General features: G+C 58.0%; 18 protein-coding genes and 3 tRNA genes. 10 read left to right on the top strand and 11 right to left on the bottom strand.

The window, feature by feature from the left end:
- Positions 1 to 102: 102 nt before the first annotated feature.
- Complete coding sequence (locus AC2D8U_RS14630) at positions 103 to 1962, top strand: methyl-accepting chemotaxis protein (protein ID WP_484619815.1); 1860 nt, start codon at positions 103 to 105, stop codon at positions 1960 to 1962.
- Positions 1963 to 2168: 206 nt separating this feature from the next.
- On the opposite strand, the gene AC2D8U_RS14625 is transcribed toward AC2D8U_RS14630, so the two are convergent.
- The 3 genes from AC2D8U_RS14625 to AC2D8U_RS14615 form a co-directional block, all read right to left on the bottom strand.
- Positions 2169 to 2245 (bottom strand) — tRNA-Pro (locus tag AC2D8U_RS14625).
- Between the two features lie 549 nt (positions 2246 to 2794).
- Positions 2795 to 2871 (bottom strand) — tRNA-Pro (locus AC2D8U_RS14620).
- 52 nt (positions 2872 to 2923) lie between these two features.
- Positions 2924 to 3000 (bottom strand) — tRNA-Pro (locus AC2D8U_RS14615).
- A gap of 250 nt (positions 3001 to 3250) precedes the next feature.
- On the opposite strand from AC2D8U_RS14615, the gene cobA reads away from it, so the two are divergent.
- A complete protein-coding gene (cobA, locus tag AC2D8U_RS14610) occupies positions 3251 to 4084 on the top strand; it encodes a uroporphyrinogen-III C-methyltransferase (RefSeq protein WP_484619814.1) in 834 nt (277 codons plus the stop codon).
- Here cobA and AC2D8U_RS14605 read toward each other — a convergent pair.
- Entirely contained in the window at positions 4021 to 4863 is an 843-nt protein-coding gene (locus AC2D8U_RS14605) for a TIGR03899 family protein (RefSeq protein WP_484619813.1), read from the bottom strand. The two genes, cobA and AC2D8U_RS14605, sit on opposite strands and share 64 nt — an antisense overlap.
- A gap of 7 nt (positions 4864 to 4870) precedes the next feature.
- On the bottom strand, positions 4871 to 5407 hold the full coding sequence (locus AC2D8U_RS14600; RefSeq protein ID WP_484619812.1) for an SRPBCC family protein: 537 nt from the start codon (positions 5405 to 5407) through the stop codon (positions 4871 to 4873).
- A gap of 109 nt (positions 5408 to 5516) precedes the next feature.
- Here AC2D8U_RS14600 and AC2D8U_RS14595 point away from each other — a divergent pair, with 109 nt between their 5' ends.
- A complete protein-coding gene (locus AC2D8U_RS14595; RefSeq protein WP_484619811.1) occupies positions 5517 to 6626 on the top strand; it encodes a tetratricopeptide repeat protein in 1110 nt (369 codons plus the stop codon).
- A gap of 8 nt (positions 6627 to 6634) precedes the next feature.
- Here AC2D8U_RS14595 and ppa read toward each other — a convergent pair whose 3' ends face one another.
- The 5 genes from ppa to AC2D8U_RS14570 all read right to left on the bottom strand — a co-directional run bounded on the left by ppa (position 6635) and on the right by AC2D8U_RS14570 (position 10564).
- The gene (ppa, locus tag AC2D8U_RS14590) at positions 6635 to 7168 is read right to left on the bottom strand and encodes an inorganic diphosphatase (RefSeq protein WP_484619810.1); all 534 of its coding nucleotides are present in this window, start codon (positions 7166 to 7168) and stop codon (positions 6635 to 6637) included.
- A 101-nt stretch (positions 7169 to 7269) separates the two neighbouring features.
- Complete coding sequence (locus AC2D8U_RS14585) at positions 7270 to 8235, bottom strand: class 1 fructose-bisphosphatase (RefSeq protein WP_484619809.1); 966 nt, start codon at positions 8233 to 8235, stop codon at positions 7270 to 7272.
- Positions 8236 to 8434: 199 nt separating this feature from the next.
- Positions 8435 to 8692: a hypothetical protein gene (locus AC2D8U_RS14580; RefSeq protein ID WP_484619808.1), complete on the bottom strand. Its 258-nt coding sequence runs from the start codon at positions 8690 to 8692 to the stop codon at positions 8435 to 8437.
- Between the two features lie 113 nt (positions 8693 to 8805).
- On the bottom strand, positions 8806 to 9126 hold the full coding sequence (locus AC2D8U_RS14575) for a hypothetical protein (protein WP_484619807.1): 321 nt from the start codon (positions 9124 to 9126) through the stop codon (positions 8806 to 8808).
- 103 nt (positions 9127 to 9229) lie between these two features.
- A complete protein-coding gene (locus AC2D8U_RS14570) occupies positions 9230 to 10564 on the bottom strand; it encodes a Na+/H+ antiporter NhaC family protein (RefSeq protein ID WP_484619806.1) in 1335 nt (444 codons plus the stop codon).
- Positions 10565 to 10773: 209 nt separating this feature from the next.
- On the opposite strand from AC2D8U_RS14570, the gene mpl reads away from it, so the two are divergent.
- Genes mpl through hpt form a run of 3 tightly spaced genes read left to right on the top strand, consistent with a single transcriptional unit; the run spans position 10774 to position 13320 of the window.
- The gene (gene mpl, locus AC2D8U_RS14565) at positions 10774 to 12141 is read left to right on the top strand and encodes a UDP-N-acetylmuramate:L-alanyl-gamma-D-glutamyl-meso-diaminopimelate ligase (protein ID WP_484619805.1); all 1368 of its coding nucleotides are present in this window, start codon (positions 10774 to 10776) and stop codon (positions 12139 to 12141) included.
- Positions 12128 to 12751 (top strand): flavin prenyltransferase UbiX, encoded by a 624-nt coding sequence (locus AC2D8U_RS14560; RefSeq protein WP_484619804.1) that lies wholly within the window; start codon positions 12128 to 12130, stop codon positions 12749 to 12751. Before mpl ends, AC2D8U_RS14560 begins: the two co-directional genes overlap by 14 nt.
- A gap of 41 nt (positions 12752 to 12792) precedes the next feature.
- Complete coding sequence (gene hpt, locus AC2D8U_RS14555; protein WP_484620041.1) at positions 12793 to 13320, top strand: hypoxanthine phosphoribosyltransferase; 528 nt, start codon at positions 12793 to 12795, stop codon at positions 13318 to 13320.
- 64 nt (positions 13321 to 13384) lie between these two features.
- Here hpt and AC2D8U_RS14550 read toward each other — a convergent pair whose 3' ends face one another.
- Positions 13385 to 14152, bottom strand: a complete 768-nt coding sequence (locus AC2D8U_RS14550; RefSeq protein WP_484619803.1) for an outer membrane protein assembly factor BamD — start codon at positions 14150 to 14152, stop codon at positions 13385 to 13387.
- 121 nt (positions 14153 to 14273) lie between these two features.
- On the opposite strand from AC2D8U_RS14550, the gene rluD reads away from it, so the two are divergent.
- From rluD to AC2D8U_RS14530, 4 genes are all read left to right on the top strand, one after another.
- Complete coding sequence (rluD, locus tag AC2D8U_RS14545) at positions 14274 to 15245, top strand: 23S rRNA pseudouridine(1911/1915/1917) synthase RluD (RefSeq protein WP_484619802.1); 972 nt, start codon at positions 14274 to 14276, stop codon at positions 15243 to 15245.
- The gene (pgeF, locus tag AC2D8U_RS14540) at positions 15242 to 15994 is read left to right on the top strand and encodes a peptidoglycan editing factor PgeF (RefSeq protein ID WP_484619801.1); all 753 of its coding nucleotides are present in this window, start codon (positions 15242 to 15244) and stop codon (positions 15992 to 15994) included. The genes rluD and pgeF overlap by 4 nt, the downstream gene beginning before the upstream one ends.
- A 76-nt stretch (positions 15995 to 16070) precedes the next feature.
- On the top strand, positions 16071 to 18644 hold the full coding sequence (clpB, locus tag AC2D8U_RS14535; RefSeq protein ID WP_484619800.1) for an ATP-dependent chaperone ClpB: 2574 nt from the start codon (positions 16071 to 16073) through the stop codon (positions 18642 to 18644).
- A 10-nt stretch (positions 18645 to 18654) separates the two neighbouring features.
- On the top strand, positions 18655 to 19113 hold the full coding sequence (locus AC2D8U_RS14530) for a hypothetical protein (protein ID WP_484619799.1): 459 nt from the start codon (positions 18655 to 18657) through the stop codon (positions 19111 to 19113).
- Positions 19114 to 19607: the final 494 nt, after the last annotated feature.

Genomic DNA, 19607 nt, shown 5'->3' with positions numbered 1-19607 from the left:
GGACTCAAGTTTCAGTGGGCTGGGTCACCTTTGTATGATGCGCGGTCAATTATCTGACTAACAGTCATTTTCCGCATATTCTCGCTCCATAAGGTGCTCCCCATGAGTCTTAAACACCGCCTGCAGGGTTTTGTCGCAGCTGTCGTGATCGCAGCCAGTCTGATCCAGACCGGCCTGCTGCTGGACCACTATCTCGATGAAAGTCGCGAAGAGGTGCGTGAGCAGTTGGAATTGCAGATCGTCCATGCTCAGCAGCAACTGAACGAATGGTTGGCGATCCGCTCCCAAATGCTCAATAACACCGCCGAGCTGTTAGCCAAGCAGGAGGTGGAGCCGGAGCTGTTTGATTTGATGGCGCGTTCGGCAGATATGGCTGCCTTCTATGCCGGATTCGATAACGGCCAGTTGATGTGGGATAAGCTGGATCGGCCGGTACCAGAGATCGATCCCCGTGAGCGGCCTTGGTACCAGCAGGCCCAGCGGGCCGGTCAGTTGGTGATCACCGAGCCTTATCAGGATGTCAGCGGTGACATGGTTGTCAGCCTGGCCGCCCCGTTTGAGGGCAGTGCCAGCGGTGTTGTTGCGGCGGATCTGGTGATTGGTGCCCTGACCCAATCCTTGGTGGAGCAGCTGCCTCGGGAGCAGGGGGCTATCATACTGCTGGACGGTCGGGGCCGGATCCTGGCGGCACGGGATCCCCAGCTGCTACTTCGCCCTCTGGGGCAGGAGATCCCCGGCCTGGCGTCACTGGCACGTTTCGAAACTCGGACGCTGCAAACAACCCAATTTCAAGGGCAGGAGCACTACTTTGGCGGCGGATCCCTGGCGCAGGGGGATTGGCAGGTCCTGGCGCTGTTTAATGTCGATCATGCCGAACGGGGCATGGGGGAGATGGTTCAGCGTGCCGTCCTCCTGACTTTGGGGATGATCCTGGCAGTGGGTTTGCTGACGGCCTGGCTGTTGGCGACATTGTTTAAGCCGGTGGAGCAACTGGAGTCAGCCATCGGTGAACTGGCACAGGGGGATGGCGATCTGAGCCGGCGCCTGCCCATTACCCGTCAGGATGAGATTGGGCGTGTCGCGCAGCAGCTCAATGGGTTTGTGGAACACCTGGCCCAGATGGTGACCTCGGTGAGCCAGCGCAGTGAAGAACTGTTGGGGCATAGCCGGGCCAACCACCGACAGGCTCAGGAGCAGCAGCAGGCGGTGGATCGTCAGCATGTCCGGTTAGACCAAGTTGCCAGTGCCGTGGCCCAGATGGCTGCCTCGGCCAATGAGGTCGCCGCCGGGGCCAGTGCGACCGCCGAGGCAGTACAGGCAGCCTCCGGTGCTTGTCGGAACAGCGAGGCGGTGATCGCCCGGTCCAGTTTGGTCAGTGACCAGTTGGCGACCCAGGTGGAGCACAGCGCCTCGGTGATTGGCCAGTTGGAAACCCATGCCCAGCAGATCGATCAGGTGCTGATCACCATTGAGAACATCGCCGAGCAGACCAACCTGCTGGCCCTGAACGCAGCCATTGAAGCGGCCAGGGCCGGGGAGAAGGGGCGGGGCTTCGCAGTGGTGGCGGACGAGGTGCGGGTGCTGTCCCAGCGGACAAGCCGTTCCACCGAGGAGATCCGCCATATGATCGAGTCGCTGCAGAGCATCAGTCAGGAAGCGGTGGGTGAGATGACCAAGGGCAAGACGCTGGCTCGTAGCAGTGCCGATGAAGCCCATCAGGCTGAAGAGAGTCTGGCTGTGATTGTGGCGGCCATTACGGAGATCGCCACCATGACGACTCAAATTGCTACGGCGGCGGAGCAGCAGCGCAGTGCCAGCACAGATCTGACGATAAACAGCGCCGACATTCGGGACGACAGCCTCTCCCTGGCCCGGTTGGGGGAGCAGCTTGGCAGCATCTCCAGCGAGATGGAGCAGCACAGCCTGGGCCTGCAGCAGCAGATCGGACGCTTTAAGGTTTAGTCTTGAGATGGACGAGCAGAGCGGGCCCTTGGGTCCGCTTTTTTATTGCTTGGTAACGGTTAAGGTTTCAGAGTGATTGCTGCAATAGTCGCTCGAAAGGCATTGCGACCGACGCTCCGATCCAGACGCTGTCCGTGGGGCTGTATGTTCAGATGCCGACACGAGAAAGCCGGCGACCTGACGGCCCCCGGCTTTCTCTGAGTTTGTGGTCGGTGTGAGAGGATTTGAACCTCCGACCCCTTCGTCCCGAACGAAGTGCGCTACCAAGCTGCGCCACACACCGATACTTATTGTCTTGATATTAACCAACTTTGCATCAATCGCAAAGCAAGAAAATTGACGAGCACGGGGGCGAATCGCGCCTTTTCAGTTCGCTCATACCCAGGAGAGGAGATGCGCGACCAAGCGGCGCTTGCACTGTTCTTTGGCCGATCCGTTATCCGAGTGTGGGACACGAAAAAGCCGGCCACCTGACGGCGATCGGCTTTCTCTGTTTATGTGGTCGGTGAAGAGGGATCCGAGTTCCCGAGCCTCTGGTCCGCTCATACCCAAAAGAGTAGATGCGCGACCAAGCTGCGCTTGCACTGTTCTTTGGCCGACCCGTTATCCGAATGTGGGACACGAAAAAGCCGGCCACCTGACGGCGACCGGCTTTCTCTGTTTATGTGGTCGGTGGTAAGGGATCCGAGTTCCCGACGCTCTGGTCCGCTCATACCCAGGAGAGGAGATGCGCGACCAAGCGGCGCTTGCACTGTTCTTTGGCCGATTAGTTGTTAAGTGTCGGACACGAAAAAGCCGGCCACCTGACGGAGACCGGCTTTCTCTGTTTATGTGGTCGGTGAAGAGGGATTCGAACCCCCGACCCTCTGGTCCCAAACCAGATGCGCTACCAAGCTGCGCTATTCACCGAGTGTTGTTTCTATCCCGACATTCTCAGGAACTGCATCAACCGCAGGAAAGGTGGTCGGTGAAGAGGGATTCGAACCCCCGACCCTCTGGTCCCAAACCAGATGCGCTACCAAGCTGCGCTATTCACCGACATTTGCCGCAAAAATTGGACACGGTTTTTGACTTCCGGTTCCCTCTGCAACGGCGGCATAGTTTAGCGATTTTCAGTTTGGGCGCAAGGCTTAGTTTCATCATTTGGAATGACCGTTGCTTTTATCACCAAAAGTATGGGATTTCCCGTCTCTTTATTCCCAAAATGAATAACCCTTGGGAATTGTGTCTTTCCGAGGGCATAAGCCGTGGGTGTATTCTGACTGCCCATGACAAAGGAGAGTGTATTGTGTCCGTTTCTCAAGGTGTTGTTTCCCTGCCTGCTGCCCAGGCACACCCTGTGTTGCTGGTCAGTGCTGGCCCTGGGGATCCTGGGTTACTGACCATGCATGCATTTCAGGCCATCAATCAGGCGGAGGTGGTGTTGCACGATGCCCTGGTTACCGATGCCATTTTGGCACTGATCCCGGAGAGTGCCGAGCGGATTGCTGCGGGGAAGCGCTGCGGGGCCCACAGCATGGATCAAAGAGAGATCGAGCGGGTCATGGTGGCGAAGGCGGCCAGTGGTGCCAGGGTGGTGCGCCTTAAGGGCGGTGATGGCATGATGTTTGGTCGGATCGGCGAAGAGATGGCGGCACTCAAGCGGGCAGGACTCAGTTATCGGGTGGTGCCTGGAGTGACGGCTGCCAGTGCCTGCAGTGCTTATGGGGCGATGCCCCTGACCCACAGAGATCTGGCCCAGGGGGTGAGTTTGATCACCGGACGGGGTAAGGATGGGGCGGCGGTTACCGACTGGTCTCCCTATGTACAGAGCGGCCACACCTTGGTGATCTATATGGGGTTAAAACGTGCTGGCATGATTGAGGAGGGGTTACTGGCCGCGGGCATGGCGCCGCAGACCCCGGTTGCTATCGTGGGGCAAGCCAGTCAGCCGGGTCAGAAGCGTATCACCGGAACATTGTCCCAGTTGGTTTCGCTGGCACAAAGCGAGAACCTTCCCTCTCCAGCGGCGATTGTGGTGGGTGAAGTGGTGTCCCTGGCGGCTGAGTTGGACTGGTTTCAGCCACTGGATCTGGCTGAAGCAAAGTCCCTGACCAGCAATTTGTTCAGCGCCGCAATGTAGTCTTCGTCGGCGTGCTTCTGCACTAAGCGGGCCAGCTCTTCGCCCAGAGGCGTGAAGCGATAGTAGCGAAGCCGCAACCGTGAGTGTCGAGGTCGTAACAGGGTTGCTTGTTCGACAAAACGGATCCGTAGGGGTTTGTCTTGCTCGAGCAACCCGGTTTCCAGTTCGGCCGAAAACAAGATCCCTTGCTCTCTCAATGTGAGGACGGCACTGTAGGGTAAACCAAAACGGGACAGAGAGAGTTGGGGCTGACGTGGACGGATCACCCCCGCCATGGCGGCTTCGCTGCGATAGCCCAGCAGGATCTTGCGACTGGATTCATTGTTGAGGGTACAGGTCAGGGCGACGGCGCGAACCAGTAGCAGCGCGTCACGCTGGGTCATCCTGCGCAGGGTCTCCAGGGCACGAAGGCTAAAGGCACCGGGCTGAGCCAGCTCCATTGCAAGGATCCGACCCCACATCTCCTGCATACGAGGAGCATGGATCTGTTCGGAAAGCCTCAGGAATTCATGGATCCAGTCGGGATCGGGTTCATGACCGGCGACGCTGTTATCGGTATAGCCAATGGCATGGTTTAGCACGGCTTCGCTATTGAGCTGGTATTGTTCCTGGCGCCGGGTCTGGCGCAACTCTGCTCGTTGCAGCAGAGTGGCCTGCTGGCCACTTTCTTCCGTGTTTAAGCCGACCAAACGTGTCAGTGCCACCGCCTGATGTCGGGTACTGCGCTGCTTTGCTTTGGTCTTGGCTGCGGGGGCTAAAGTGGCTGGCACTTCGGTCACGTGATCCTCACTCTTGTTGTGTCTGTTGCTCTTCGACGACCCATTTTAGTTTTGTCAGCCCTCGTTGGAAGGGGTGACCGATCATTGGGTCAGCCATCATCGCCAGGTAAGCCCCAAATATGGGGAGCTCCATCCGGCCACTCATCTGCCAGTAAACCTGAGTTTGCCCAGGCTCTGCCTGAGAAAAGCCCAGTTCGGCAGGGTAACGCTGCTCGCTATGGCCAAAGCGGGCATCGTAGCGGATCCCGGTTTTCGGATCCGAGGCGGTGATCACTAGCTCTCCGCTGCCGTTACTGTCGCTCCAGATCTGTTTGGCACCCACGCCGCTGGAAGGCTCGCCGATCTGCACTCGTATCGCCGGATCCAGCTCTATCCATGGGGACCAGAGTGCCCAGAGAAAGAGTTCATTGATATAGGGGTAGATCGCCTCTGGAGGGGCGTCTATCCGGATCTCACGGCGAACTTCAAAGTGGTTGGGCAATAAGCCCCCGGTTACGATCACAATAGCGACCACGGTGAGAAGGAGTTTAAGGAATGTCTTCATCGGGATATGTCGGATCTAAGCCTTGTTTACAGCTTAGCTGAGCCGGCTGTCGTGAGGCGGGCAAGGGCCTTTTGTGTCAGAGGTCTTTACGCAAGACTATGCTTGGCTCATGCGTGGTTTGTTGCTCTCTCTACTGCTAAGCGCCTGTGCCGCTGGACCAGACTCCAGCGTCACTCAGGGGCTTTGGCATGATGACCAATTTGAATCCGGCGTCTTGGTGCCCACGCCGGAGCAGGCGTTTGCCCTGAGTGAACCGATGGCGGCGCTGGTGGCACAGCTGGCCCGCGCCGAGCAACCCCACAGTGCATTGCTGGCCTATCTGTCCGACGAAGGGCGGGTGCGCTACGACAACCGCCGCACCCGCAGTGCAGCTCAGACCTTTGAGGCCGGAGCCGGTAACTGCATGTCCCTGGTCTTGATGTCCGGGGCGTTGGCGCAGGCTCTGGGGCTGGAACTGCAGTACCAGCTGGTGGAAACGCCCCCGGTGTGGGATCGCCAGGGTGGGCTGTACCTGATCAACGGCCATGTCAATTTAAGGATCCGTCCGCGCAGCGATCGTCATCGCTTACTGGTTTCTCCGGTGAGCAGCACGGTCGACTTCTTGCCCGGCAATCAGATCCGGGGTTACCGGGTGGCCCCCCTGACACAAGAGCAGTTACTCGCCCATTATTACAACAACTTGGCGGCGGAAGCTCTGGTGGAGGGGGAGCGGGATCGTACCTATGCCCTGCTCAAGGCGGCTTATGAAATTGAACCTGAATTTGATGGTGTCTGGAATACTTTGGGGGTCTTGTATCGCAGGCAGGGGCTGGAAGCCGAGGCGGAAGCTGTCTATCGCTATGCCATGACGCTGCCCAAGGGGCAACTGAGTGCCATGCATAACTTGGCGTTGCTACTGGCTCGCCAAGGGCGTCTGTTGGAGTGGCAGAAGATCCATGGTCAGCTCGAGCTCAAACGGATCCGCGATCCCTTTTACTACTTTGACATGGGTGAGCAGGCATTGGCTCGGGGCGCGTATCCCCAGGCGATCCGTCATTATCAACGGGCTCTGGCGCTGGCGGAGCAGCCTCATGAGTTTCATTTTGGCTTGGCGCTGGCCTATTTCTTCAGTGGCCAGGATCGTCTCGCCCGGCGCCATATGCGCAAGGCGGCCGACCTGGCCCCTTTGGACGAACAGCAGCGCTATCAGCGTAAGCTTATGGCGCTACAGGCCGACTAATCACCGGCTTAGCCTTGCTGCTGATAACGCTCGGCAGAGCTGAGGATCTCGGCTCGGGCAGCCTCGGCGTTAGCCCAACCATCCACCTGTACCCACTTGCCACTCTCCAGCTCCTTGTAGCGCTCGAAGAACTGTTTAATCTGCGCCTTGAGTAGCAAGGGAACATCGTCAATGTCCTGGATCTGGTCATACTCCTGGGACAGTTTGGTGTGGGGCACGGCGATGATCTTGGCATCCTCACCGGACTCATCGGTCATGTTCAGCACCCCCACTGGACGGCAGCGGATCACCGAGCCGGGTTGCAGTGGGAAGGGAGTAGGGACCAGCACATCGACCGGATCGCCATCCAGGGAGAGGGTCTGGTTCACATAGCCATAGTTGGCTGGGTAGAACATGGGGGATTTCATCAGGCGATCGACGAACAGGGCACCGCTGTCCTTGTCCACTTCGTACTTGATGGGATCGTGATTGGCGGGGATCTCGATGATCACATAGATATCGTCCGGAAGGGACTTGCCGGCGGGTACGTCATTCAGACTCATGCACAAACTCCTTGTTGCAGATCAAAAAAACAGCGCGGCCAGTATAGCGCGCCCGTCATCGTGTGATAAGGGGCGCGTATCCGTGGTTTTTGTGATCCCGCTTAGCTTTGGTGGTAGCTCAGGCAGGTCGTCACTTCCTCCCTGGAGCCGAGGATCACCGCGACGCGCTGGTGAATGTCGATTGGCGCAATGTCGAGGATCCGCTGCTCGCCGTTGCTGGCGGCACCACCAGCCTGCTCGACCAGCATCGCCATGGGGTTGGCCTCATACATGAGGCGCAGTTTATAGGGCTTGGTGGGGTTTTTGCTGTCGGCCGGGTAGGTGAAGATCCCCCCCCGGCAGAGTACACGGTGGACGTCTCCGACCATGGCGGCGATCCAGCGCATGTTGAAGTTACGGCCGCGCGGACCCTCGCTGCCAGCCTGCAGATCGGCGATGTAGTTCTGCATCGGCGGTTGCCAGAATCGTTGGTTGGAGGCGTTAATGGCAAACTCGCTGGTTTTGGCCGGTATGGTGACGGCATCGTCAACCATCACGAAATCGCCGGAGGTGGGATCCAAGGTAAACATCCAGGTGCCATCGCCTGTGGTCAGTGCCATGACCGTGGACGGGCCATACAAGATGTAGCAGGCCGCCACTTGCGCACTGCCTGGCTGCATAAAGGCCTCTGCCCCCTTAAGCCCAGGTTGTGCTGGAAGCACGGAGAAGATGGTGCCCACCAGGGAGTTGATGTCGATATTGGAGGAGCCATCCAGCGGGTCGAAACTGACCAGGTACTGGCCATCCTCGTGGGCCGGGACCGTATCCTCCTCCTCTTCCGATGCCATGGCCGCCACGGACGGCTCCTGAGAGAGGAGATCTTTGATCAGATCATTGGCGATCACGTCCAGCTTTTTCTGGGTTTCCCCTTGCACGTTCTCCTGCTCAGTGGCCCCCAGTACGCCGGCCAAGGCGCCGCCACGCACTAGTGTGCTGATCTGACGTCCACAATCGGCAAGGGTATGAAGCAGGGGAAGGAGTTGGGGCGTAACGCCGCGCTGGGTTAGAAAGGGGCTCAGGCTTTGCATGCAGGCTGTCCTTGGCATGGGTAAAAAGGCAGCAATAGGATAACGGAACCACCAGGGAATAACAGTATGGCGTTGTGATGCTGACGGCAGGAGAAAGTAGCTCATTGAAGGGGGATGGGATGCCTTTAATGACGACAACCCTCCCCCGGACAGCCTGAGGGGGTTTGCTGAAGCGGTTCAACAGTTGGACTTTATGTTCCTAGGTCGTTATCGAGGTGGCTCGGCAACGCTGCCAGAGCCATTTCAGTCCCAGGCCGAGAGCTCCTGTGCTCGCCAGCGCGCAGGAAAACAGGGCCACCGGGGGCGGCAGGAAGGTAATGATCGCCATAAACAGGGCAAGGCCGATGGGCCACATCCACCATCGGCCCGAGGCAAGGAATGCCAGAAACAGGTAGGGGGCCAGCAGGGCGAATAGGGTCATCATGAGGTAGAGGAACACAATGGTGGGTTGGGACATGGGTCGTCCGCCAAAAGGTGCATGATAATTGCTAGTTTAAAGAGGGGCGCCCTGTCCTGTTGTGATCCGGAGCAAAGAACTAGGGGCTGACGATAAGGCAGCCCCACAAAACGTTAGAAGATGATGGCGCGGCTGGCGTAGATCAGCCAAGGGAGCAACAGAACGGGCAGGGCGTGCAGGGCCAGGGCGACGAAAGCTGAGCCGTCGGGGCCGGCTTTCAGGGTTTTGATGGCACAGAAGAAGCCCCATAGGTTACAGAGCCAGGCCACAACCGCGATCAGGCTGGCCACAATAAACAGCCAGCCTCCCAGACCGGACATCATCTGTCCCGCCCCGGCGGCATCGTCGACAAAGGCGTAGGGAGCAAAGGCGATAAAGAATGCCAGGAAGTAGAGGCCGTAGCCTATCCCGGCCAGCTTGGTTTCACGCAACATCTTTGAGTCTCTTTGATATTTGGAGAGTTTGAACAAGATTGTACCTGATAGACCATGAAAAACGGCCACCGTTCAGGGTGGCCGTTTTATTGTTTTATCGCGTTCAGTTGATACGCCGGTTGCGCCAGGCGATGGTGGCGATGGCGAAGGCGGCCAGGATCATGCAGTACCAGCCATGGGCGACCACGGTCAGAGGCGACAGGGCGAAGGTGGAGGCCAGCAGCAGAGCCTGGGCACCGTAAGGGAGCAGGCCTTGGATGATGCAGGCAAAGATATCCAGGGTGGCGGCAGCGCGACGAGGCTTAACACCACTGCCCTGGGCCAGATCTTTGGCCACCGGGCCCGCCACAATGATGGATACCGTGTTGTTGGCCACACAGGTGTTGGTGGCAGCAACCAGGGCACCTATGCCCAGTTCGGCCTTGGCCGGGCTGCTTTTACCCAGTGCCTGGGTGATCTTCTGGGTCATCCAGGCCAGGCCACCCTGCTGGGTCATCAATGCAGCCAGACCGCCAACCAGCATGGAGAGCAGGAAGATCTCCTGCATGCTGCTAAAGCCCGCGTAGATATCTTGGCCAAAGGTCATCAGACCGTAGTCACCGCCGAGCAGGGCAGTGACACCAGCCAGCAGGATCCCGATGGTCAGCACCAGGAAGACGTTCAGGCCCATGACCGCGAGGATCAAAATGGTCAGGTAGGGAGCGACCTTGGTCAGCTCAAACTCCTGGGCGGCCACTTCAGCCTGGCCGGATCCTGCGATGGTGAACAGCAGGATCGCCAGGAGGGCGGCCGGACCGGCGATGCGGATGTTTTCACGGAACTTGTCCTTCATCTCGGCACCCTGGGTGCGGGTTGCGGCGATGGTGGTGTCGGAGATGATGGAGAGGTTGTCACCGAAGATCGCACCGGAGAGGACAACGCCGGCCATCAGTGCCGGATCGATCCCCGCCTGGGTCGCCACTCCAAGGGCTACGGGAGCCACAGCACCGATGGTGCCCATGGAAGTGCCCATGGAGGTGGCGATAAAGGCACTGATCAGGAAGATCCCCGGCAGCAGCAGGGCGGTTGGGATCAGATGCAGACCCAGGGCTACAGTGGCATCGACGCCGCCGGTGGCCTTGGCGACGGCGGCAAAGGCACCGGCCAGCAGATAGATCAGGCACATGGCGATGATGTTGTTGTCACCGATCCCCTTCATAAAGGTCTCGATGGCCGCGTTGAGCTGCTGTTTGCTCAGGGCCAGAGCCAGGATGATGGCAGGGAGGATCGCCACCACGGGGGAGAGTTGGTAGAAGGCGTAGTCCGTCCCCTGGCCCTGGAAGTAGAGGCCGGCCCCGACAAACAGGGCAAGGTAACTCAGCAGGGGCAACAGGGCCAATGGCGAAAGGTTGGCGGTCTGGTTAACGCTGGTGGCGGTACAGGCCTGAGTCTGGCTCATGGTTATTCTCGTTCATCGTTCTCTGGCGTCCGCTGCCGACTTCAAACCCCTCCACAGTGCTCCCTGGGATCGAATGGGTCGGCAATGTACGGGATCTCTGGCCTTCCGTCAATATAGACGTCTAAACGGCTTGGCTTCCGAAGTGGGATTACAGTCCGGAGGTGGGATCCGCTACAATGACGCTTTTGTGCCAGCGACGGTTAAAATCTATGCACATTCATATCCTTGGGATCTGCGGCACCTTTATGGGCGGGCTTGCCCTGCTCGCCCGTGAGGCGGGGCACCGGGTGACCGGCTCTGACGCTAACGTTTATCCCCCCATGAGCACTCAGCTAGCCCAGCAGGGGATCGGTTTGATCCAGGGGTACGATCCAGCCCAGCTGAATGATGAGCCCGATCTGGTGGTGATCGGTAACGCCATGAGTCGGGGGAATCCCTGTGTAGAGGCGGTATTGGATCGGGGCCTGGCCTACACATCCGGCCCCCAGTTCCTGGCGGACCATATCTTGCCGGGGAAATGGGTGCTGGCGGTCTCCGGGACCCATGGTAAAACCACGACCGCCTCAATGCTGGCCTGGTTGTTGGAAGACAACCAGTTGGCACCGGGATTTTTGATCGGCGGCGTTCCCCGTGAGTTTGGGGTGTCGGCCCGCAGTGGTAAGACGCCGTTTTTCGTGGTGGAGGCGGATGAGTATGACAGCGCTTTCTTTGACAAGCGTTCCAAGTTTGTTCATTACCGTCCTCGCACCTTGGTGATTAATAATCTCGAGTTTGATCACGCGGATATCTTTGATTCACTAAAAGATATTCAACGCCAATTCCACCATTTGATCCGTACGGTGCCCGCCAGTGGGCAGATCCTGAGCCCTGTTGGTGTAGAAGCGATCGACCAGACCCTGGCGATGGGGTGTTGGAGTGAGCGGGTGGCTTTGCATAGCACGTCTGGCTGGTCCGTGGAAAAGCGCAGCGCAGACGGTAGCCGTTTTGCGGTGTTCCTGAAGGGGGAGCTTCAGGGCGAGGTGAGCTGGGGGCTGATCGGTGATCATAACATCAGCAACGCCCTGTCAGCGCTGGCTGCGGCGCGCCATGTCGGGGTGCGGCCGGCGGATGGGATCGCCAGCCTGGCCCGCTTTGCGGGACCTAAGCGACGGTTGGAGCTGCGCGGCGAAGTGGCCGGGATCCAGGTCTTTGACGATTTCGCCCATCATCCGACAGCCATCGCCACCACCCTGGCGGGACTCAGGGCGCGTGGTGCTCAAGGAAGGCTGCTTGCGGTGCTGGAGCCGCGCTCAAATACCATGAAACAAGGGGTGCATCAGGCGACCCTGGCCGCCTCGTTAGCGGATGCCGATCGCGCCTATCTTTTGCAGCCGGACGATCTGGGCTGGGATCTGCCAGCGGTGATGGCCGACGCGCCCGTGCCGGTGGTCTTGGAGAGCAGTGTGGATGAGCTGGTCCAAACCCTCGTTGCCCAGGCGCGAGAGGGGGATGTCATCGTGGTGATGAGCAATGGGGGATTCGGAGGGATCCACGATAAGTTGATGGCTCAGCTGAGGACAACTCATGACAAAGCGTGAGCAAGCCATCACTTTGGCCTTTACCGGGGCTTCCGGGGCGCCTTATGGTCTGCGCCTGCTGGCTTGTCTGCTACAATCCGGCCTTCAGGTGCATCTGATGATCTCCTCTGCCGCCCGGGTGGTGCTGGCCGAGGAGCAAGAGTTGAAGTTACCCGCCGCCCCTGAGGCTTGCGAGCGACTCCTGTCGGAGCGTTTCGATGCCAAGCCGGACCAACTCAAGGTCTATGGCAAGGAGCAGTGGTTCTCACCGGTGGCTTCCGGCTCCGGTGCGCCCAGGCGTATGGTGATCTGCCCCTGTTCGACCGGGACGCTGGCTGCGGTCGCAACCGGTATGAGTAACAACTTGATTGAGAGGGCGGCGGATGTGGTGCTCAAAGAGCGGGGCCAACTGCTATTGGTGCCCAGAGAGACACCCTTCAACGCCATCCATTTGCAGCATATGTTGTCGCTGACCCAGATGGGTGCGACTGTGATGCCGGCGGCTCCAGGTTTCTACCACAAGCCGAAGTCCATTGAGGATCTGGTGGACTTTATGGTGGCACGGATCCTCGATCACCTGAATATTGAACATCGGCTTATGACCCGCTGGGGCTATGGCCAAAACCTCTAAAATTGATAACCCTCAAGGCTGATAAGCAAATGAGTGAACTGATGAAGCACACCCTGGAAGAGATGATCTCCCAGGAGGAGATCAACGCCAAACTGGATGCGCTGGCGGCAAAAATTAACAAGGATTATGCCGACGTCGATAACCTGTTGTTGGTGGGCTTGCTCAAAGGCTCAGTGGTGTTCATGTCCGATCTGGCTCGCCGCCTGGACTTTGATGTACGGATGGACTTCATGACCGCTTCCTCCTACGGCGGAGGGACCGAGTCCTCCGGTGAGGTGAAGATCGTGATGGATCTGGCTAACAACATCCATGGCCGTCATGTGATGCTGGTTGAAGATATCATCGACACTGGCCGTACCCTGTCCAAGGTCCGTGAACTGCTGATGACCCGTCACCCAGAAAGCATCAAGATCGTTACCTTCCTGGATAAGCCTTCCCGTCGCGTGGTGGATGTGCCGGTGGATTATGTCGGCATGGAGATCCCGGACGAATTTGTGGTGGGCTACGGTCTGGATTACGCCGAGCGCTACCGCCAGTTGCCCTACATCGCCAAGGTGATCCCGGCCTAAGGGGCAGGCACAAAAAAGGCGTCGCGGGTGCGACGCCTTTTTTATCTCACAGAACCGGTCCGGCTCAGTTGCGTTTGGCCAGCCGGTTGTTCGGGTAGTTGGCTTGGAGCACTTGAAGGGCGTGACTCTTCATCTCCTCCTGGTCCAGAGCATCGTAGCTTTGGATCAGGATCTCCAAGGCCAATTCGGTGGATGGGGTATCCGGGTAGGTTTCTAAAACCAGTTGGGCCCGATTGGCGGCGGCGACCCAAGCCTCCATAGTGACGTAATATTCAGCTACCCTCAGGGAGAACTCTGCCAGTCGGTTTTTCAGCATCAGCATGCGTTTTTGCGCATCCGGTGCATAACGGCTGTTGGGGTAGGTCTTGATCAAGGTTTCAAAGTCACGAAAGGCGGCGATGGCATTGGAGGGATCCCGATCGCTGCGATCCAGTCCGACCAGCGAGTGAAATAGGTAACTGTCCGCCTGCATGTTGATCAGGCCCCGCATGTAATGGACGTAATCCACGTCTTTATGGGTTGGGTTGAGGCGGATAAAGCGATCCACATTGGCCAAGGCACCGGCACTGTCTTCGAGCTTGTAATAGGCAAAGATCAGATCCAGCTGAACCTGGGTTTTGTGAGCGCCGAAGGGGTAACGGCTGTCCAGCGCCTCAAGGATGTCGGCTGCCCGGCTGAAGTTGCCCATCTCCATGGCGGAGCGGGCATCGTTGTACAGCGCCTCCGGCGAGCGACTGTCCAGTTTGTATTGATCTTCATCGGTGCTGGAGCAGGCGGAGAGGAACAATAGGCTACTGAAAGCCAGCAGTAGTGTGCCTGTGATTTTGCGCATGCGAGTACGGAACCCCTAAACAAGCCGTGCGAGTGGACGGCAAAAAGCGATAAAATGCGATTTGAGCGATTTTAACAGAACTGATATTGAATTCGAGCCTTTGTGGCCTAAGCCAGAGAATATGACGCAACAAATTGAATTAACTGGAAATATCTCAGAAAGCCAACTCGGGCAACGGTTAGACCAGGCCCTTGCGGAATGTTTCCCTGATTATTCCCGTAGCCGGATAAAAGAGTGGATCCTGGCGGAAAAGGTCACCCTGGATGGTCAAATCGTCTCCAAGCCACGAGAAAAAGTGGTGGGTGGAGAGCAGGTGGTGATCCATGCTGAGTTCGAAGAGGAGGTGATCTCACAGCCTCAGGATATCCCGCTGAACATCATCTATGAAGATGAGCATATCCTGGTGATCAACAAGCCAGCCGGTCTGGTCGTCCACCCTGGGGCGGGGAATCACGATGGCACAGTGTTGAATGCCCTGCTGCATCACTGTCCGGAGATCGTCAACGTGCCGAGGGCTGGCATTGTCCACCGTCTCGATAAGGACACCACAGGTTTGATGGTCGTGGCCAAGACGGTGCCGGCTCAGACCCACCTGGTGGCCCAGTTACAGGCTCGGGAGATCACCCGTGAGTACGAGGCGATTGCGCTGGGTACCATGACCGCGGGGGGCTTGGTCGATGAACCTATCGGACGTCATCCTCAACGCCGAACCCATATGGCGGTGACCGAGATTGGTAAACCTGCGGTGACCCATTACCGCATTCGCGAAAAGTTCCGTGCTCATACCCGGTTGCGGCTGCGCCTGGAGACTGGGCGCACCCACCAGATCCGGGTTCATATGGCTCATTTGGGGCACCCCCTGGTCGGGGATCCGCTCTACAGCGGCCGTCCCCGTCCGGTAAAGGGGTGGAGTGATGAGCTGCGTCATTTCCTGCGTAACTTTGGACGCCAGGCGCTGCATGCCGCCATGCTGAGGCTGGAGCATCCGATCACCGGTGAGACGATGCAGTGGCAGGCGCCGATCCCGGAGGATATGGTGCGGCTCACCGAGTTGCTACGACAGGACACCCAGGAACATGGATTCGACTATTGATCTTGGGGGACTCGGTGATCTGGTTGAAACCTGACTGGCCAGCCCCGGCTTCGGTGCTGGCGCTGTCCACCACACGCTTTGGTGGCCAGTCTCTGGCCCCTTATACTGGGCTGAACTTGGGCGAGCATGTTGGTGATGCGCCGGAGGCGGTTGCGCACAACCGCGCGCGGCTTCTGGCCGAGCTGCCTCATGAGGCACAGATCCAGTGGCTCTCCCAGGTCCATGGCACACAGGTGGTGACCGGGTTTCAGCCGGAACAGGCACCGCAGGCAGATGCCTGCGTCAGTCGAACACCTGGGCAATTTTGTGCGGCGATGACCGCCGACTGTCTGCCGGTACTTATTTGCGATCGAGCTGGCAGCGTGGTGGCTGCGGCCCACGCCGGTTGGCGTGGCTTGCTGGACGGCGTGCTGGAAGCGACCGTGGCCCAAATGGGTCTGCCGGGGGACAGGTTGATGGCTTGGCTTGGGCCTGCGATCGGACCAGCCGCCTTCGAGGTGGGCGCTGAAGTGCGTGATGCCTTTGTCAGTCGGGAGCCGTCCTGTGCAAAGGCCTTTTCCATACATGGGGATCGCTTTCTCGCCAACATCTACCAGTTGGCACGGATCCGTCTGGCGGCTCAAGGGGTTGCTGAGATTTACGGTGGTCAGTTTTGCACTCACTCTGATCCGTCCCGCTTCTATTCCTACCGCCGTGATGGGGTGACCGGCCGCCAGGCCAGTTTGATCGGGATCATATCCGGCGCTTAATCAGCGCTTGAAATTTGTTCGCATCGCCCCCAAATCCCCTATTGTCTATAACCACATCTGTATTGGGGAATTTGCGATGCGACTCGATCGAATGACCAACAAGTTTCAGCTGGCGATCTCCGATGCCCAGTCGTTGGCACTGGGCCGGGATCACGCCTATATCGAACCCAGCCACGTCATGCTCGCCCTGTTGGACCAGCAGGGCAGCAGCGTCCGTCCCTTATTGCAGACCGCCGGTGTCAGTGCCGATGCATTGCGCAACCAATTGAACCAGGCTATCGAGCGGCTGCCAAAAGTCAGCGGTGGCGACGGTGACGTACAGCTGTCCCGTGAGCTGATCAAGGTGCTGAACCTGTGTGACAAGCTGGCGCAGAAGCGCAGTGAGCAGTTTATCTCCAGTGAACTCTTTGTCCTGGCTGTCCTGGAGGCTAAGGGCGAGCTGGGTAACCAGATGATGCAGTTGGGCGCCGATCCCGACAAACTGAATAAGGCGATCGAAGCGGTACGCGGTGGTGCAAAGGTCGACAGTGCCGGGGCGGAAGATCAGCGCCAGGCCTTGGAAAAATACACACTGGACCTCAATGCTCGTGCCGAAGCTGGCAAGTTGGATCCAGTGATCGGCCGAGATGAAGAGATCCGCCGCACCATCCAGGTGCTGCAACGTCGCACCAAGAACAACCCAGTACTGATCGGTGAGCCCGGTGTCGGTAAGACCGCCATCGTCGAAGGACTGGCCCAGCGTATTGTTAATGGCGAAGTACCGGAGGGGCTGAAGGATAAACGGGTGCTGTCCCTGGATATGGGGGCCTTGTTGGCCGGGGCCAAGTACCGAGGCGAGTTTGAGGAACGGCTCAAGGCCGTACTCAATGAGCTGTCCCACGAAGAGGGCCGGGTGATCCTCTTTATCGATGAACTGCACACCATGGTGGGGGCAGGTAAGACTGACGGTGCTATGGATGCAGGTAACATGCTCAAGCCTGCCCTGGCCCGGGGGGAGCTGCACTGCGTTGGTGCCACTACTTTGGATGAGTACCGTCAGTACGTGGAGAAAGATGCCGCGCTGGAGCGTCGTTTCCAGAAAGTGGTCGTGGATGAGCCGACTGTGGAGGACACCATCGCCATCCTGCGAGGGTTGAAGGAGCGTTATGAGCTGCACCACAGCGTGGAGATCACCGATCCGGCCATTGTCGCGGCAGCAACCCTGTCCCACCGCTATGTATCCGACCGCAAGTTACCGGACAAGGCGATTGACCTTATTGACGAGGCGGCTTCCAGTATTCGCCTGGAGATCGACTCCAAGCCAGAGCCACTGGATCGCCTTGAGCGGCGTATCATCCAGCTTAAATTGGAAGAGCAGGCTCTGCAGAAAGAGGAAGATGATGCCAGCCGCAAGCGTCTGGAGACCTTGCGAGGTCAGTTGACTGAGATGGAGCGCGAGTTTGCCGAGCTCGAAGAGGTGTGGCGCAGCGAGAAAGCGGCCCTGGCCGGAACCCAGCATATCAAGGCAGACTTGGAGAAGGCACGTCAAGAGCTCGAAGTAGCGCGGCGTGCCAGTGATCTCAGCCGTATGTCAGAGCTTCAATATGGCCGTATTCCAGAGCTGGAGAAACAGCTGGATCTGGCCGCTCAGGCAGAGATGCAGGAGATGCACCTGCTTAAGAATAAGGTAACCGATGCTGAGATCGCCGAGGTACTGGCCCGGGCGACCGGCATTCCCGTAGCAAAGATGCTGGAAGGTGAGCGCGAGAAGTTGCTGCAGATGGAGCAGCACCTGCACCACCGGGTCGTGGGCCAGAACGAAGCAGTGGACGCGGTGGCCAACGCGATTCGTCGTAGCCGTGCCGGTCTGGGGGATCCCGGTCGCCCCATCGGCTCTTTCCTGTTCCTGGGGCCGACCGGGGTGGGAAAAACAGAGCTATCAAAGGCTTTGGCTCATTTCATGTTTGATACCGACGAAGCGATGGTTAGGATCGACATGTCCGAATTTATGGAGAAGCACTCAGTGGCTCGCCTGGTCGGTGCACCTCCGGGCTATGTGGGATATGAAGAGGGGGGATACTTGACCGAAGCGGTGCGCCGCAAGCCCTATTCGGTGATCCTGCTGGATGAGGTAGAGAAGGCTCACCCGGACGTGTTCAACATCCTGCTGCAGGTACTGGATGATGGCCGTCTGACCGACGGTCAGGGCCGGACAGTGGACTTCCGTAATACAGTGATCATCATGACCTCCAATCTGGGCTCGGATCAGATCCAGCAGCACTTCGGTGAGTTGAGTTACGACGATCTCAAGGATCTGGTACAGGGCGTGTTGAGCCAGGCCTTCCGGCCGGAGTTCCTCAACCGTGTGGACGAGACTGTAGTGTTCCATCCGTTGGCACAGGACCAGATCGCCGAGATCGCGCGCATTCAGTTGACCAAGCTGGAGCAGCGTCTGGCCGAGAAGGGCTATCAGCTCGAGATCGACGAACAGGTATTGATGGCCCTGGCCACGGCAGGTTTCGATCCTGTATTTGGTGCACGTCCGCTCAAGCGGGCGATCCAGCATAAGCTGGAAAACCCTTTGGCACAGCAGATCCTATCTGGGCAATTATTGCCGGAACAACGTATTCGCATTGAAAACACTGCGGATGGGCTGCAATTCGTTCAATAAGAGTGACCTAGTGGTTTTCACGAAAGCGCAGGCTAACGCCTGCGCTTTTTTCGTTACAGATGGACACTGGCAGGAATCGGTGGTGAATGCTATTTCTTCTCTATTGGCGGATGCGAATGGATCCGCAGGAGGGGACGATATGAGAGTCATGTGGGCAATGGCTGTACTGGTATTCAGTGCACCAATACTGGCGAACAATTACGGTGGAACGAACTACTACGAGACAGTGAAGAGGGCACAGAGTGTTGCGCAGGCTGAGGTGATCGCTCAGGCAGATACACGAGAAGCGCTGGCTGAGCAGATTGCAGCCCGGTCGGATCTCGACATTAACCAACTTTTGCAAGACAGCCCAACCGCCGCAGGCGGAGAACCTGGACATATTGAAGAGAAAGAGGTGGCTGCTCACTGCTTCCACAGTGTACAGGCCATTGCCTGTACAACGAAAACCGTTTACCAACTGGTGAAATGAAGCGCCTCACTATATAGCTAGTCGGTTTGGGTATAAAACGGCACTCGGAATAGCACATGAGTGCCGTTTTTCTGTTCTAATCTTACGCAATGCTTTTCGCGGCGTGTGTTAAATGGTCAATTTGGTGAAATTGCATTCAAACGGTGGCCTTGGTGATGGAAAGGGGTTGCCCTCAAAAGTTTCCTCCCTATAATGCGCTTCCTGTCGACGGGGCACAGCAAGCAACTCAACGAGATGCGAGGCCAGCGCCAACCAACACCGCACAGCGGACTGGTTAAAACTTCGGCGGTTGAAAAGAAAGTTGAAAAACGGCCTTGACGACCAGCGCGGATTCACTAGAATACGCATCCTGCTTCGGCAACGAAGCAACGCTCGCAAGAGCAGCTCTTTAACAATATGTCAGACAATCTGTGTGGGCACTCACGTAGGATTGAGAAATCATCATTTCTTAATGTTTACTGAGTGACTATACGAAATTCAGTATTCATTGAGTA

The organism is Ferrimonas sp. YIN67 (genome assembly GCF_057219095.1).
This window is presented reverse-complemented; position numbering and strand designations above follow the sequence as displayed.